12 protein-coding genes, 1 tRNA gene and 1 pseudogene are annotated in these 13525 nt (G+C 64.4%); 9 read left to right on the top strand and 5 right to left on the bottom strand.

Annotated features, from left to right (window positions below; translation table 11 throughout):
* A pseudogene (locus H8A92_RS24545) lies at nucleotides 1-223 on the bottom strand (YidB family protein); the annotation flags it as partial.
* A gap of 188 nt (nucleotides 224-411) precedes the next feature.
* Between H8A92_RS24545 and H8A92_RS24540 the strand changes: the two are divergent.
* From H8A92_RS24540 to H8A92_RS24530, 3 genes are read left to right on the top strand one after another with little or no spacing between them, the layout of a single operon-like run.
* Nucleotides 412-1443: a 2-dehydropantoate 2-reductase gene (locus tag H8A92_RS24540; RefSeq protein WP_229198150.1), complete on the top strand. Its 1032-nt coding sequence runs from the start codon at nucleotides 412-414 to the stop codon at nucleotides 1441-1443.
* Between the two features lie 4 nt (nucleotides 1444-1447).
* Complete coding sequence (locus tag H8A92_RS24535; protein WP_229198149.1) at nucleotides 1448-1645, top strand: hypothetical protein; 198 nt, start codon at nucleotides 1448-1450, stop codon at nucleotides 1643-1645.
* Between the two features lie 22 nt (nucleotides 1646-1667).
* Entirely contained in the window at nucleotides 1668-2090 is a 423-nt protein-coding gene (locus H8A92_RS24530) for a CAP domain-containing protein (protein WP_229198148.1), read from the top strand.
* A gap of 21 nt (nucleotides 2091-2111) precedes the next feature.
* On the opposite strand, the gene H8A92_RS24525 is transcribed toward H8A92_RS24530, so the two are convergent.
* The 3 genes from H8A92_RS24525 to H8A92_RS24515 form a co-directional block, all read right to left on the bottom strand.
* Nucleotides 2112-2747, bottom strand: a complete 636-nt coding sequence (locus tag H8A92_RS24525; protein WP_229198147.1) for a hypothetical protein — start codon at nucleotides 2745-2747, stop codon at nucleotides 2112-2114.
* A gap of 216 nt (nucleotides 2748-2963) precedes the next feature.
* Nucleotides 2964-4034: a helix-turn-helix transcriptional regulator gene (locus H8A92_RS24520; RefSeq protein WP_229198146.1), complete on the bottom strand. Its 1071-nt coding sequence runs from the start codon at nucleotides 4032-4034 to the stop codon at nucleotides 2964-2966.
* 221 nt (nucleotides 4035-4255) lie between these two features.
* The gene (locus tag H8A92_RS24515) at nucleotides 4256-4906 is read right to left on the bottom strand and encodes a TetR/AcrR family transcriptional regulator (protein WP_229198145.1); all 651 of its coding nucleotides are present in this window, start codon (nucleotides 4904-4906) and stop codon (nucleotides 4256-4258) included.
* An 83-nt stretch (nucleotides 4907-4989) separates the two neighbouring features.
* On the opposite strand from H8A92_RS24515, the gene H8A92_RS24510 reads away from it, so the two are divergent.
* From H8A92_RS24510 to H8A92_RS24485, 6 genes are all read left to right on the top strand, one after another.
* On the top strand, nucleotides 4990-6495 hold the full coding sequence (locus tag H8A92_RS24510) for a flavin-containing monooxygenase (RefSeq protein WP_229198144.1): 1506 nt from the start codon (nucleotides 4990-4992) through the stop codon (nucleotides 6493-6495).
* Nucleotides 6496-6617: 122 nt separating this feature from the next.
* Nucleotides 6618-6694, top strand: a tRNA-Arg gene (locus H8A92_RS24505).
* A gap of 154 nt (nucleotides 6695-6848) precedes the next feature.
* Nucleotides 6849-8267 carry a UbiA family prenyltransferase gene (locus H8A92_RS24500; protein ID WP_229198143.1) on the top strand — a complete coding sequence of 473 codons (1419 nt, stop codon included), beginning with the start codon at nucleotides 6849-6851 and terminating at the stop codon, nucleotides 8265-8267.
* A gap of 32 nt (nucleotides 8268-8299) precedes the next feature.
* Nucleotides 8300-9655, top strand: a complete 1356-nt coding sequence (locus H8A92_RS24495) for an FAD-binding oxidoreductase (RefSeq protein WP_229198142.1) — start codon at nucleotides 8300-8302, stop codon at nucleotides 9653-9655.
* The gene (locus H8A92_RS24490) at nucleotides 9655-10401 is read left to right on the top strand and encodes an SDR family oxidoreductase (RefSeq protein WP_229198141.1); all 747 of its coding nucleotides are present in this window, start codon (nucleotides 9655-9657) and stop codon (nucleotides 10399-10401) included. Before H8A92_RS24495 ends, H8A92_RS24490 begins: the two co-directional genes overlap by 1 nt.
* Before the next feature lie 79 nt (nucleotides 10402-10480).
* Nucleotides 10481-12124 (top strand): hypothetical protein, encoded by a 1644-nt coding sequence (locus tag H8A92_RS24485; protein WP_229198140.1) that lies wholly within the window; start codon nucleotides 10481-10483, stop codon nucleotides 12122-12124.
* 46 nt (nucleotides 12125-12170) lie between these two features.
* Here the strand turns inward: H8A92_RS24485 and H8A92_RS24480 are convergent, their stop codons facing one another.
* A complete protein-coding gene (locus H8A92_RS24480) occupies nucleotides 12171-13364 on the bottom strand; it encodes a glycosyltransferase family 87 protein (protein WP_229198139.1) in 1194 nt (397 codons plus the stop codon).
* Between the last annotated feature and the right edge of the window lie 161 nt (nucleotides 13365-13525).

The following is a 13525-nucleotide window of genomic DNA, read 5'->3' as shown; positions in this document are numbered from 1 at the left end:
CGTTGCCGGGGAGTTGCGGCGCCTGTGCCGGTGTCGGCTGCGGGGCGGTCGCGCCGGGCTGGCCGCCGGTGAAATGCTTGACTGCCTTCCAGGCGAGCAGTGCCAGGATGGCCATCGTCATCGGCGACATCCCGCCGCCGCTTGAGCTGTCGGATGGTGTGCTTGGCGCGCTCGGACCGCGGGGGCCGTTCTGCATGCCGTTGAGTACGTCGAGTAAGCCCATGATCGTCTCCTGCCGCAACCGTGCCCCGAGCCGGAAACATAGCTTCGGCCCATGACGGTTACAAGGCGGGCCACCCGGGCTGCGGCACATCGAATAGGCAGGCAACCCCAGGTCTGCTAACGACGTCTGCTAACGACGTCTGCTAACGACGTTTGCTATCGAGCCTCGATGAATGGACGTTTAGCCAGATGAACGAGGATCGGCCGATCGGGATTGCGGGCGCCGGAAGCATCGGCTGCTTCGTCGGCGGCATGCTGGCTGCGTCAGGCCGCCGCGTCGTGCTGCTGGCGCGACCGCGGCTGATCCAGGAGATTGCGAGCAACGGCTTGCGGGTCAGCGGTTTCGACGGCCCGGAGCGGATGGTATCCGCGGAACGGCTCAATCTGTCCGACGATCCGTCGATCCTGCGCGACGTTCAGGCCGTGCTGGTGACGGTGAAGAGTTCCGACACCGGCGAGATGGCCGAATTGATTGCGCGCCATGCGCCCGCCGATGCCGCGATCGTCAGCCTGCAGAATGGCGTCGGCAATGTGCCGCTGCTGCGCGACCGCTTGCCGGGCCGCAGGGTGCTCGGCGGCATGGTGCCGTTCAATGTGGTCGCACTCGGTGACGGCCGCTTCCATCGCTCGACCTCGGGCGACATCGTGATCGCGCAGGACGACGCCGGCACCGCGGCGCGGCTCTCGGTGCCGGGCCTTGCGATCAAGGCGACCTCCAATATCGACGGCGTGCAGTGGGGCAAGCTGGTCGTCAATCTCAACAATGCGCTCAACGCGCTGTCCAACATTCCGCTGCGGCAACAACTCGCACAACGCGGCTGGCGGCAGTTGTTTGCCGACCAGATGGCCGAGGGCCTGGCTGCGGTGCGCGCCGAAGGCATTGCGCCGGTGTCGCCGACGCCGCTGCCTTCGAGCTGGATGCCGACATTGTTGCGGTTGCCGGACGCGCTGTTCGACATGCTGCTCGGCCGTACCATGAAGATCGATCCCGAGGCGCGCTCCTCGATGTGGGAAGATCTGCAGCGCGGCCGCCGCACCGAGATCGACTATCTGCAGGGCGTGATTGTTGCGATCGCCGATCGCCGCGGGCTCGAGGTCCCGTTGTCGCGCCGCATCATTGCGCTGATCCGGAAAGCGGAGGCCGATGGTAAGGGATCGCCCGGGCTGACGCCGGAACAGATACGCGATGGCTCCACATCGATCGAACTACCGAGGAGGTGACATCATGAAACGATCCATCGTCATGCTGTTCACGATCGTTGCGCTCGCTGCCGGCCCGGTTCGCGCAGCGCCGCCGACCGTGGTGCCCTCGCCGGGCTATGATGCGCGCTTGCAGGAGCAGCGCGCGGCGGCGAGCCGCCCGGCCGTGCCCGTGCAAAGGCCGGTTGCGCACCGACACCACAAGCGCGATCACGCGCGCTGATCCATGAGAGAGATCATCTGAGATGAAGCTGCTGGTTCTTGCGCTCACCCTTCTGCTTGGTTCGGTTGCGACGGCAAGCGCCGCCGATTATGCCGGTTCGATCAGTGCGTATCGGCGCGCCAATCGCATGCCCGCGGTGACGCTGGACGCGAAGCTGAATGCGATGGCGCTGAAGCAGGCCCAGGCGATGTCGGCGACCGGATCGGTCAGCCATTCCGCAGGCGGCAGCTTCTTCACGCGCATTGCGCCGCTAAAGAAGCAGCGCGCCGCCGAAAATATCGGCGCAGGGTTTATCGCCTTCGCCGAGATGCTGAAGCAGTGGGAGAATTCGCCAGGCCATCGCGAGAATCTGTTGATGCCGGGCGCCAAGCGGGTCGGTGTGGCCTTCGTCGACAATCCGAAGTCGCCGTACCGCAGGTTCTGGGCGATGGTGATTACCGACTGACGCTGTCCTGACGTCGCAGCGTCAGTTGCGCTTCGCCAGCTTGGTCGGAGGCGGCGATGGCGGCGTGAACAGCTTCTTCAAATCGTTCAGCCCGTCGGAGAGCCGCGGCCAGTCGCACGAGAACGTGCCCTTCACGCAGCTCCCTGCCTGCGGCCGCAGCTTGGGAGGCGCAGCAGCGCCCCGCGGCTTGATCGGCCTTGCGACCGGGACGGGGACTTTCGCCGGTTCGCTGTGCAGCGACGCCTGCTGGATCTGCGGCGGCCGCTCCGGCTTTTCCTGCCGCTCGAGTTGCTTGGCATTGAACGCCGCAACGATGCTCGAGCGGCGCTCCTTCTCGAGATAGCCGGTATATTCCTGGTCGATCTTCTTCTGTTCGTCGGGCGTCGGATTGGGACCGGCGATGTCGAAGCTACGGTCCTGCATGAAGTCGTAATAGGTGTAGCCGCCCCCGGGCTTGCGGCGTCCGGCGAACTTGGCGTTGCAATCGGCGAGTTGCGCGGTCTTGTCTTCCTTGCTCTTCGCCTTCTCGGCGAGGTCGGCGCAATCCTCGAAGTCCTTCGGCGCGCTGCGCCACCATTGCGCATGCGCGCTGATCGGCGCGAGCGCACAGGCAGCGACGAAAACGGCAACAGCCAACGTCGATGATCGTGATGGCATCACGGACATTGCAACCAAATCCGAACGACACAGAGTGACCGGATTGTCGCCATTTTAGTGACGCTTGTCACCCCGGAACCGGACGATTTCCCTGATCATTTAAGTCGCAGATCAGCCGCTTCGCCCGATCAAATAATCGCTGTACGCAATTGTAATGTTTCAAGAAGTCGTGCCGTAGCGGCGCACCGGAAATTGGAACAATTCGTCTCGAAACGTTCACTTCACCCGGTGCAGCAACGCGACGAGTTCCGCCTGCCGATGTGTTCCGGTCTTCTGGAAAATTGTCTTGAGCTGGTTGCGCGCGGTGGCAAGGGCAATGCCGGCCTCCTGCGCGGCCGCTTCGACTGAATCTCCGCGGGCAAGCCGCGTGGCGAGGCGCGCCTGCGCCGGCGTCAGTTCGAAAGTCGCCGCCAGCAACGCCTGGTCGAACGCGGCGCTGCCTTCGAGATCGCGGATCAGCAGGATCGCGCGCGCGCCGAGGAACGGCGAACGCGCGGCCGGAGGTACCGGTTGCATCTGGATCACGATCGGACGCTTGTCGATCCTGCGCACCACGATCGGCGATGACGGTAGTGGGTGCAGGTCCGAGCTGTGGGCCAATTGATCGATCAGCCTGGTCAGATCGGCATTGGCCTGCCGGTCGAGCAGCGTGAGGCGATTGTTGCGGATCGCGAGGTCGTGGCCGAGGCAGGCTTCCGCCTGGCTGTTCATGCCGATGACGGCGCCGAAGCGGCCGACGGCCACAGCGGCGACCTGGATCAGATCGAGCGCGCTGGTGATGCCCGATAGCGCGGAGCGGCCGACGGCGGCGGACAGTGTCGCGGCTTCGGTCAGTCGCGCCGACACGCGCGAGAGTGCCTTGACCTCGTCGGCGTCGAACATGCCTTCCTTCGGCGTGCGCTGGATGGTCAGTCCCCACAATGCCGGGCCCGAGCGAAAGCCGACGGCGGCAAACCATTTCAGTCCGAATTCGCCGAGCGAGGCGTAGAGCGGATCGCGCAGCATGTCCGCCTCGCACTCGAACAGGTCCGCGTCGGTGATGACATTGCTGCCTGCCAGGATCAGCGGCACGCCGCGTGCCGCGCGGATGTCGGAGAGATGAAGGTTATTGGGGAAGTAGGTCTTGGAGAAATAGTCGGTGATCGATGCCGTGCGCGGGATGTCTTCGGTGCGGATATCGCTCTGAAGCATCGCAGCCCCGGTCGCGCCGACGGCGGCGCAGACCTCGTCCATGAAGGACGGCCAGGTCGTGGGATCGAGAACCACGTCGCCGAGGCGCGCGGTCACATCGTCAAGCCTGTGCAGGTCGACCAAAATTCAGCTCCGCCGGTGCAAACAGCGTTGTTTTGTCGGGCGAAACAGGCTGCATCCGGTTGCGCCCGGTACCGGGCATAAAAAAGCCCAAGGCGCTCGGTATGCAAGTTAAATCGACTACAGGCTAGAGGCCCGACCCGGAAGCCCTAGCGAAACATGATCGAAAATCGGCGGATCGGACCCCTGTCCGGCCGCTACAGCAAGCGCAGATCCTGGCGGCGGTCGGCCTCGGTCAGCGCCACCCGGCAGAAACTGGCGGCGATCACGACTACGTCCTCGACCGGCTGCGGATAGTGCTTGGACACCCAGCGCAGCGCGATCGAGATGACGGCTCCGACCATGCCGATCGAGAGCAGTGTGGCGGCCGTGCCCTTGTCGCTGCCTTTCGGATCGCGTGCCGGTGGTACCAGGATGTCGCTGAAGACGCGCAAAGCATCGAGCTTGACCGCGTCGACCGCCGGACTGATGCCGGAAATCTCGAGCAGGAAGACCCGCGCGGGCTTCGGATGCTCCTTCAGCCGCGTGAAATACAGCGTCAGCGCGGCGCGCAGCCTTGCCTCAGAATCGTCGCCGCCGGCAGCTGCGGCAGCCGCCATCTCCTCGTGCAGGTGGCCGACGACATGGTTGTAGGCCGCGATCAGCAGCGCCTCGCTGTTGGCAAAGGATTCGTAGAAATAGCGCTCGGTCAGCTCGGCCGCCTCGCAGATCGCCTTCACGGTCGCGCCGCGATAGCCGACCTCGCCATAGACCTCGATCGCCGCGTCGATCAGCTTGAGCCGCCGCTCGGCGCGGCGTTCCTCGGCGTCCATGCCGCCATAGAGGCGGGCTTTCCGGCTGCTTGCCATGAATTCTATTGACACGAGGCATTGTCAGATGTCAAGTTATCTGACAATACAGATTGTCAATACTGTCACCGGAGGGTCAGGGCATGTCCGCTCATTTCGACGTGTTGATCGTGGGCGCGGGGCTGTCGGGCATCGGCGCCGGCTACCATTTGCAGGCCAACTCTCCGGATCGCAGCTACGCCATCCTTGAAGGCCGCGATTGCATCGGCGGCACCTGGGACCTGTTCCGCTATCCCGGCATCCGCTCCGATTCCGACATGTACACGCTCGGCTATTCGTTCCGGCCGTGGACCGAGCCGAAGGCGATCGCCGACGGCCCCTCGATCCTGAACTATGTGCGCGAGACCGCGCGCGTCTATGGCATCGACAAGAACATCCGCTTCAACCATCGCGTCATCAGCGCCGATTGGTCATCGGCGGATTCGCAATGGACTGTCGAGGTCGAGCGCGGACCGGAGAAGACGATCGAGCGCTTCACCTGCAACTTCCTGTTCATGTGCAGCGGCTACTACAAATATGAGCACGGCTACACGCCCGACTTCCCCGGCATCGCCGATTTCGCCGGCCGTGTCGTCCATCCGCAGCAGTGGACCGACGACATCGACTATGCCGGCAAGAAGGTGGTGGTGATCGGCAGCGGCGCGACCGCGGTGACGCTGGTGCCGGAAATGGCCAAGACCGCCGCCCATGTCACGATGCTGCAACGTTCGCCGACCTACGTCGTGGCGCGGCCGGATGAGGACAAGGTCGCCAACTGGCTGCGGGCGCGGCTGCCTGCAAAGCTCGCCTACGGCATCACCCGCTGGAAGAACGTGCTGCTCGGCATGTATTTCTACCGGCTCTGCAAGCGCGATCCGGAGCGCGTGAAGAAGCTGATCCTCGGCGGCGTGCGCCACGCGCTCGGCCCCGACTACGACATCGCCACGCATTTCACGCCGCGCTACAATCCGTGGGACCAGCGGCTTTGCCTGGTGCCGAACGGCGATCTCTTTCAATCGTTGCGCAGCGGCGCTTCGTCCGTCGTCACCGATCGGATCGAGACCTTCACGCCCAGCGGCATCAAGCTCAAGTCGGGCAATGTGCTCGACGCCGACGTCGTGGTGACCGCGACCGGCCTCGATCTCCAGGTGCTCGGCGGGCTCGAGATCAAGGTTGACGGCGCGGCTGTCGATCTGTCGAAGACCATGAACTACAAGGGGCTGATGTACTCGGGCGTACCGAACCTCGCCGCCGCCTTCGGCTACACCAACGCATCCTGGACGCTGAAATGCGACCTGACCTGCGAATATGTCTGCCGCATGCTCAATCACATGAAGGCGAACGGCTACGCGCAGGTGACGCCGCGGCGGAACGATCCGACTGTGACTGAACTGCCCTGGGTGGATTTCTCCTCGGGCTACATCCAGCGCGCCGCCGCCAGGTTCCCCAAGCAGGGCTCACGCCGGCCGTGGCGCCTCTACCAGAACTATGCACTCGACATCATGACGCTGCGCTTCGGCTCGCTGAAGGATGAGGCCATCGAGTTTCTGCCGGCGCGTCGGGCCAGTGCGACCGACGCGGCCATGGATCCGGCCCGCCGGGTGGCGTAACGCGCGAAGCGCCAAATCTCCGCGCAACTTCGCTCGCGGCCGCACCGGGCGCGGGCTGGCGATCACCCGGCGCCTCTGCTATGGGATGGCGGCGCCCGCATGCTTCGGCTTGCGGGCGGTGCGGTCCCGTAGCTCAGCCGGATAGAGCGACGGTTTCCTAAACCGTAGGTCGGAAGTTCGAGTCTTCCCGGGATCGCCATTTTCCGTCTCGCCGCGCTCAATCCGCGTCGCGGGCCGGGCTTTTGCGGAACGCCTTCCGGCGCGATCTGCCGGGCGTCTGCCTCCCCCCAAGTTCACACCAAATTAGGGAAAGTCCGGGAGAATGGGGAGGGGGCCACCGGAAGACCGCGCGTATGCGAGCCAGCGTTCCAGAACGGGTCGAGCAGGGGGGCAGCGATGCCCTCCGCGATCCGCTGCGCGCAAAGGGCCGGCCGCTCGTCGTCGATGTCGACGAAGTCATGCTCCCGGGAAGCGCGTTCGCGGCGGATATCGCATCAGCCCTGAGCCACAGCTTTCACGCATTCATTGCGGCGCTTGCCGCGGCCTTCGGATCGGAAGCGCGATCAGCGCGGGCTGTTGATGCGTCGGGTTTCGATTCCTCGCGCGCGCAATTCGACCACAACGCTGTGACGTTCCTGTTGCAGGCGTTGGGCGAAGGCCGTCCGGTCTATCTCTGTTCAGAAACCTACCCCGAGCCGTTCGTCAGTGCCGTCGCCCAGCATCTCGGCGTCTTCACCGCCTGGGCTGCCGCACCGGACGGCCAATCGCCGGCGGCGCGGGACGAAGAGCTTCCGCCCGCGCTGGGTCAGGGCTTTGACTATGTCGGCAGCGCAGCGGTTGCGTTGCCCGGCTTCGCATCGCATGTCGCGCGCCCCGCTCGATCCGAGCCTGCCACGCCCGCGCGGGCCAGCATGCGCAGCTGGCTGAAGCTGTTCAGGGTGCATCAATATGCCAAGAACGGCCTCGTGCTGGTGCCGCTCCTGACCGCGCACAAATTCTCACTGGGATCGGCGGCGACCTCACTGTTTGCCGTGATCGCATTCTCGCTTTGCGCATCGGGCGCCTACATCCTGAACGACATTCTCGACGCCAAGGCCGACCGCGCGCATCCGGCCAAGCGCCATCGTCCGATCGCAAGCGGCGCCATCGCGGCATCACAAGCCGTCGGCGCGATGGCCATGGCGCTGGTCAGCGCATCTGCGATCGCATTGTCGATATCGCTCGCGTTCGGCGGCGTCCTGCTCGGCTATCTGGTGCTGACGACTTCCTATTCGCTCTGGCTCAAGCGCATCGCGACCGTCGACGTCGTCGTGCTCGCGACGCTTTACACCGTCCGCGTGATCGGCGGCGCGGTCGCGATCAGCGTGCCGATGTCGGAATGGCTGCTCGCGTTCTCGCTGTTCATCTTCATGTCGCTGGCCTTGGTGAAGCGCTATATCGAGCTCGCGAGCCAACCGGACGGTGTCGTGCTGGCGGCGCGCGGCTACCAGATCGAAGACAAGGCGATGATCGCGATCCTCGCGGCCGCGTCGGGCTTCAACGCCGTCGTGATCTTCACGCTCTACATCTCGTCCGATACGGTTCGCGCGCTTTACAGCCACCCGCAACTGCTCTGGGTCGGCTGTCCGATATTGATGTACTGGATCAGTCGCGTGATGCTGTTCGCGCAACGCGGATTGATCGATGACGATCCGGTCATCTTCGCGCTGAGGGATCGCGTCAGCTGGTTTGCCCTTGGCGCGATCGGCCTCATCATGCTCGCCGCTATCTAGCGATGCCGTCGGCTGCGTTGCCAGGAAACGTGATGTCGAACTCCGGAGTGGGCGCGTGCGGCCTCTCCGGCTGGGGCAACTATCCCAGAGTGTCGACCGAATTGCTGGCTCCGCAGACGCCGGCAGGCGCGCGGGACCATCTGCTTGCGCGGTCGGGCGTCGTCGCGCGCGGGGCAGGCCGCGCCTATGGCGATGCCGCGATCGGGACCCAATCCACGATTTCGTCGCGCGGCCTGAACCGGATGCGGAGCTTCGATGCGGCGACCGCCCAATTGACCGTCGAAGCCGGCGTGACCATTGCCGACATTCTTGCCGCGTTCGAGCCGCGCGGCTTCTTCCTGAAGGTCGTGCCCGGCACGAAATTCGTGACGGTCGGAGGCGCGATTGCGGCCGACGTTCACGGCAAGAACCACCATCGCGACGGCGGCTTCGCCAATATCGTCGTTTCGTTCCGCCTCGCGCTGCCGGGCGGTGAGATCGTCACCTGCTCTCGGTCGGAAAATGCCGCGCTGTTCGCGGCGACGCTGGGGGGCATGGGCCTGACCGGCATGATCCTCGAGGCGACGTTGCGGCTGCTCCCAATCGAGACGGCGTGGCTGCGGCAGGACACGCGCGTTGCCGGCAATCTCGACGCGGCGATCGATCAACTGGAAAGCAGCGAATCGACAACCTATTCGGTGGCCTGGATCGATTGCCTCGCGCGCGGCGCGGCGCTTGGGCGGTCGCTGGTCTATCTGGCCGAGCACGCCACCCGCCGCGACAAGGATATGCTCGGACCCGACCTCGCGCCGTTCCCCGGCGTTCGCACGTCGCGCCTGTCGGTGCCGGAGCTGTTTCCGGGATGGCTGCTCAACCGCGCCTCGATGCGGGCGTTCAACGAGCTCTACTTCCGCCGCGGTGCCGCGCATCAGGGCAAAGTGCGGCTCGTCCATTGGGATCCCTATTTCTTTCCGCTCGATGCGATCGCCGATTGGAACAGGATCTACGGCCGTCGCGGTTTCGTGCAGTATCAATGCGTGATCCCGCAGGACCGCGCGCGCCGCACGCTCGCCGACATTCTGGATCGGGTATCGCGGCGCGGCGATGCGTCGTTTCTTGCGGTGCTCAAGCTGCTTGGCGACGCGAGCGGACTCATCTCATTTCCGCTTCGCGGCTACACATTGACGATGGATTTTCCGGTCACCGAAACGCTGTTCGCATTTCTCGACCAGCTCGACGCACTGGTGGTCGACGCCGGCGGCCGGCTTTACCTCGCCAAGGACGCAAGGCAGTCCCGCGCGACATTCGAATCCGGATATCCCGGCCTCGCGGCCTTGCGGGACATCCGCCAGCAGACCGGGGCGAACACCCGTCTTTCGTCCCATCTTTCAGCACGGCTTGGAATCTGATGACCGGCACAAAATCAATTCTGGTGATTGGCGGCAGCTCGGACATCGGGCACGCGACCGCGCTGCGCTATGCAAGGGAGGGATGGCGCGTGACGCTGGCCGCCCGCGATCTCGAGGCAGCGCAGCGCAACGCAGATGATATCAGGACGCGAAGCGGCGTCGAAGCAACGGTCCAAGCGCTGGACGTGCTGCAGACCGGGCAGCTTGCCGGCTTCGTCGCCGGCCTCTCCGCGCTCCCGGACACCATTGTGTGCGTCGTCGGAGAACTCGGCGACCAGCTCCGTGCCCAGACCGATCCTGAGCTTGCGACGACAATCATGCGTACGAATTTCGAGGCGCCCAGCCTGCTGCTCGAACTGTTCGCGCAAGCGTTCGAGGCGCGCGGTTCTGGCACCATCGTCGGGGTCAGCTCGGTTGCCGGCGATCGCGGGCGCGCGTCGAACTATTACTACGGCGCGGCCAAGGCCGGCTTCTCGCAATTCCTGTCCGGCCTGCGCAACCGCCTGGCGCTGGCCGGCAAGGTTCGCGTGGTCACCGTCAAGCCCGGGTTCGTACGCACGAAGATGACTGCGCATATGAAGCTGCCGGCGCCGCTGACGGTCCAGCCGGATCGGGTTGCGGAGGATATCTTCCGGGCCGACGTGATGAAGCCGCGTGACGTGATCTATGTAGCCCGGCGGTTCTGGCTGGTGATGACGATCATCTGTGCGTTGCCGGAGCCCGTTTTCAAGCGGATGCGTATCTGACCGTCGGGCGCATACCGGCGGATTATTGAGGGGCCGCGGCGTGTGTCGATTTGGTCCCGGGTTCTAACGGTTGGCCGTCATGTTCCTGTCTGGTCGAGATAGTCTGCACACCGGAGATCGCGATCATGTCGCGGCGGCTTCGCCCGATCGGCCGCTGTTGTCGGGCTCGATCTGGCAAAACGTTCCGCTGGCGACGGCGTTGCTGTGGCTCGGCCTGTTCGTGGTGGTGCTGATCTGCTGCATCGCTCTCTGCAATGGCCGGCTCATCTTCACGCTCGACGACCCCTACATCCATCTCGCCGTGGCCGATCACATCCGATCGGGCGGTTACGGGGTCAACGCGTCCGAGGTCTCGTCGCCAAGCTCGTCGATCATCTGGCCCTACCTGCTGGTCGTGACCGAGACGCTGCATCTCGGCGCATTCGGACCGCTGTTGATCAATGCCGTAGCCGCAGCGGCGACGGTCGCAACCTTCCTGCGCATTCTCGAAACGGCGGGGCTGCTCGCACCAGCGCAGGAGAAGCCGCTGTCTTTCATTGTCGCGCTGCTGGCGATCCTCTCGTCGAGCGCAATTGCCTTGCCGATGACCGGCATGGAGCACAGCCTTCACGTCTGGGCTACGATCACGACCTTCGGCGGCTTGGTCGAGGCCGCGCGTGGACGACCGCCGACCCGGATGCACTTCGTTGCACTCGTGCTGCTGCCGCTCATTCGTTTCGAGGGGGCGGCATTTGCGCTTGCGGCGATCGGGGGCTTTGCATTGCTCGGCCGGCGTCGCTTCGCCGGTGCCGCCGCCATCGTGATCCTCTGCGCGTTCGCAGGCTATTTCGCGCGGATGGCCTCCCTCGGTCTTCCACTGCTGCCAAGCTCGGTGTTGCTCAAGTCGCATGTCGCGGAAACCGCCTATGAGGGAACCAGCGTGGTTGCCTCGATCCTCCGCAATCTCGGTGCCAGCTTCCAGGACCCTACCGGCTTTCGCCTGACGCTGCTTGGTCTGGCGCTGGCGTGCGCAATGTGGCCGCTTCGCGTCGACCGCGGCGCGCTGACGGTCTGTGCGACGGTTCTCGTCGCGATCGGCGCGCATCTGGCCTTCGGCCAATACGGCTGGTTCTATCGGTATGAGGTCTACATCGTGGCGCTCGCGGTGCTGGCGCTGCTGTATGCCGTTGCGCGTGCCAGGACGCTTCTGAGCGTGCCGCAATGGACTGCCGCAACACTCGCCAGCGTCGGGTTGGCCGGCCTTGCCAGCGTCGGCTATGTCAGTGCTGCCCTGGAGACGCCGTTCGCCTCACGCGGCATCTACGAGCAGCATTATCAGCTGCGTCGTTTTGCCCAGCAACTCTACGATCGGCCGGTGGCCGTCAATGATCTCGGGCTGGTTGCCTGGAGGAATCCGAACTTCGTTCTTGATTTGTGGGGGCTCGGTTCGGAACGCGTGCGCAAGGCGAAGCTCGCCGGTCATTACGGCCCAGACGAGATGGCCGCGCTCGCAGATCAACATCACGTCGGTGTCGCCATGATCTACGACAGCTGGTTTCCAAAGGGCGTGCCGGCCAGTTGGAAGAAGGTCGCGGTACTGCACACGATTCCGGTAACCGGCGAGCAGGGCGATGTCGACTTCTATATCACTCCGGCTGCGGAGCGGGAGGTCGTCGACAGCGCCTTGAAGGTGTTCGCGTCGACGCTGCCGGCACGTGATCGTCTCGACATACTCGCACGGTGAGGCGGGGCATGGCCCCACATTGATTCCAATCACGCGTGCCCGCGGCTCAAATTCTTGCAAGCGGTCCTTGTGCCGGGACGGACTGGATCGTTTCAGAACTCGAACTGCGCAGCAGCAGGATTCCGACAATCAGCGCGATGAGCGGAAGGATCGCGAAGCCTCCGATCGAGAGCACGTCGAGCCACTGAGGGTCCTTGTGGGAAGCCGCCATCTGCGTCGCCCGCATGTAGCCGAGGGCTCCGATCGGGATCGGCAGGATGTAGATGATTCCCCGCTCCCACTCGCGCGCGTTCGCCAGCAGCGCCGGCAACAGCAGGGCCAGACCGATGCCGAAGATCAGAAAGTCGTAATCGTAGGCGTAGGGGCTGATGCAGACGGATACGATCGCGGTCAGGCCGAGGCTCTCGCGTACGGGCATCTTCCGGTACACCGCAATGAGCACGACGCCGAGCGCGAGGACGGCAACGGCGACCTGGCCGACAAATGATCCAGATGCGGAGAGACCTGCTGTCCGCAGCGCGGCATAGATCGAGATCATTCGATACAGCGGATAGTAGCCTTGCTCGAGGAAGGCCGACGAGTCGCGGACGCTTTGCAGCAGCGCGGTCCAGATCTGTACGCCGAACAACGCCGTGCAGATCACCGAGCTGGCCAGCACGACTGCGCCGGCCGTGAACACGACGACCCAGGAACGCCGCAGGATGGCATAGACCGCGAATGCAATCGCGAGATGCGGTTTGATGATCATGAGCCCGAGGGCGACACCGGCGACAGCCGGTCGCTCTTCGAAGAACAGGCAAACCAGCCCGATCAGCGCTGCCGTGAGGAAGCTGTTCTGGCCGCACGCGAGCGTGATTCCGATTGTCGGAAACAAAATGATGAGCACCAGCACGAACCGGCTTCCGGCGATGCGGCGCAGCACTGCGAGGTAGAGTGCAAGTGTCGAGGCCGTGAACAGCAGGTAGGCGATCCCGACCGGGATCAGTGCGAATGGCGCGAGCAACAGGCTGAATTGCGGCGGATAGGTCCACGGCATGAAGCTGTCGTGGCCGCCCGACGCCTCTCTCTGGATCACGATGAGCTTCGCGAACTGGTAGGCTTGCTCCACGGTGCCATGCCACACCAGTTTTGCGACGATGTAGAAGGCATCGAAATCGACGAGTTCGCGGTCTTGTCCCAGGCCCAGCCGGGAGAACCACGCGGCCTTCAAGAGCACGGCGATGGCGAGAAGTGCGAGCATTCCGCGCGTATAGGCGGTTCGCTTCGACCTGGTCGCCTGAATTGTTTCGAGGGTTGTTGCGTACATCAAGCCGGGCCCTGTTGCAGCAATTCAGGCTAGATCGAATAGGTTAAGCAGTCGAAAAATTGCGCGCCAGAGCCTGGTTCGGGGCCTGTCGCCCG

It is taken from the genome of Bradyrhizobium acaciae (assembly GCF_020889785.1).
Lineage (GTDB): Bacteria > Pseudomonadota > Alphaproteobacteria > Rhizobiales > Xanthobacteraceae > Bradyrhizobium > Bradyrhizobium acaciae.
Note: the sequence above shows the minus strand (reverse complement) of the source record. Positions and strands in the feature narration are given on the sequence as shown.